1 protein-coding gene and 2 pseudogenes are annotated in these 1,316 nt (G+C 44.3%); all 3 read left to right on the top strand.

What is annotated here, in order from left to right; genetic code table 11:
- Positions 1-156: pseudogene (locus R8269_RS24620) on the top strand (oxidoreductase); the annotation flags it as partial.
- A gap of 176 nt (positions 157-332) precedes the next feature.
- Positions 333-1,046: a response regulator gene (locus tag R8269_RS24615; protein ID WP_005463399.1), complete on the top strand. Its 714-nt coding sequence runs from the start codon at positions 333-335 to the stop codon at positions 1,044-1,046.
- Positions 1,047-1,316, top strand: a pseudogene (locus tag R8269_RS24610) (two-component sensor histidine kinase); the annotation flags it as partial.

The raw sequence follows: 1,316 nt of genomic DNA, 5'->3' as shown, positions 1-1,316 counted from the left end.
CAAGACATTAAAGATGGATACGATGCTTGGAAAGTGGATATGGGTGGTGTACTCGCTGCAGACGATGTCGCGCGTGCAGTAATGTTCGCTTACCAACAACCACAAAATGTCTGTATCCGAGAAATTGCGCTCGCGCCGACCAAGCAGCAACCATAATCTGGTGACAACTTAATTTTCCATATACTAAGCAAACGATTTGTTCTATATCAAAACGTTTGCTTTTTTTATATTATTAACTCATCGGATAACCTTATTCTTTACAAGCTTTATTTGAAATAACTCGCAAATTTGTTTAACTTTCAGTGATATCAAATACAGCACACATCACTTACATGAACGAACAAGAAATCAAGCCATCCCTTATCATTGTCGAAGACGATCCAAAACTACAAGATATGCTCGGTGAGTACTTTGTAGAACAAGGCTTCGACGTCCGCTGTATTGATAACGGCACCGACGCGCCGAACGCTATTTTAGACACTCAACCCGATTTGGTTTTGTTAGATTTGATGCTGCCGGGCCAAGACGGTTTGAGCGTTTGTCGTCAAATCCGCGAATGTTACAAAGGCAAAGTTCTGATGCTTACCGCAAGCGATGACGATTTTGATCACGTCGCTGCGCTTGAAATTGGTGCCGATGACTTTGTCACGAAACCTATCAAACCGCGCGTGTTACTTGCTCGTATCCGTATGTTATTGCGCAGGAAAGAAAGCGCCGCTCCAGCGCCAGAAAACGGCTTACAAATTGGCGTGTTGTGTTTAAACCGACTACGTAAATCTTGTACTATGAACCAACAGCCTGTCGCATTAACCGACGGTGAGTTTGACTTGCTGTGGGTACTCGCCACTCATGCCGAGAAAACCTTGTCGCGTGAATGGCTCACCAAAACGTTACGCGGGATTGAGTACGACGGTACAGATAGAACCATTGACAACCGCATCGTAACGCTTAGAAAGAAATTGGGTGACGCGTCCTGCTCACCTCAAAAAATCATTACGGTACGCGGCAAAGGCTACCTACTAATGCCGGATGCATGGAACGCATAAATGAGAAGGATATATCTAGAGAGCTTTTTAGGTCTGATCATTCTTTTTCTCGCCAGTCTGAAAGGTTATGAGCTCATCGTGTATGAGCTCAATACTGATTATGACTACCTACTTCAAGAACACAGTTCGCAAGCTTTCTACGATTTACTCTCTCCTATCTATGAAGAAAAAGGGCTTGAATACACCAAAAGCGAGCTAGAAAAGTTTGCCACGGCAAGCCATCGATTGTTGCAACCTCACACCATGGATGAGCTCCCTCCTGAGGTGAAG

The sequence above is a fragment of the Vibrio sp. Vb0667 genome (assembly GCF_033391095.1).
The sequence above is the reverse complement of the archived record's forward strand: the minus strand, read 5'-3'. Positions and strand labels throughout refer to the sequence as shown.

Excerpts from the sequence above, each read along its gene's own strand:
- R8269_RS24615 (WP_005463399.1), top strand. The coding sequence starts at position 333 with ATGAACGAACAAGAAATCAAGCCATCCCTTATCATTGTCGAAGACGAT.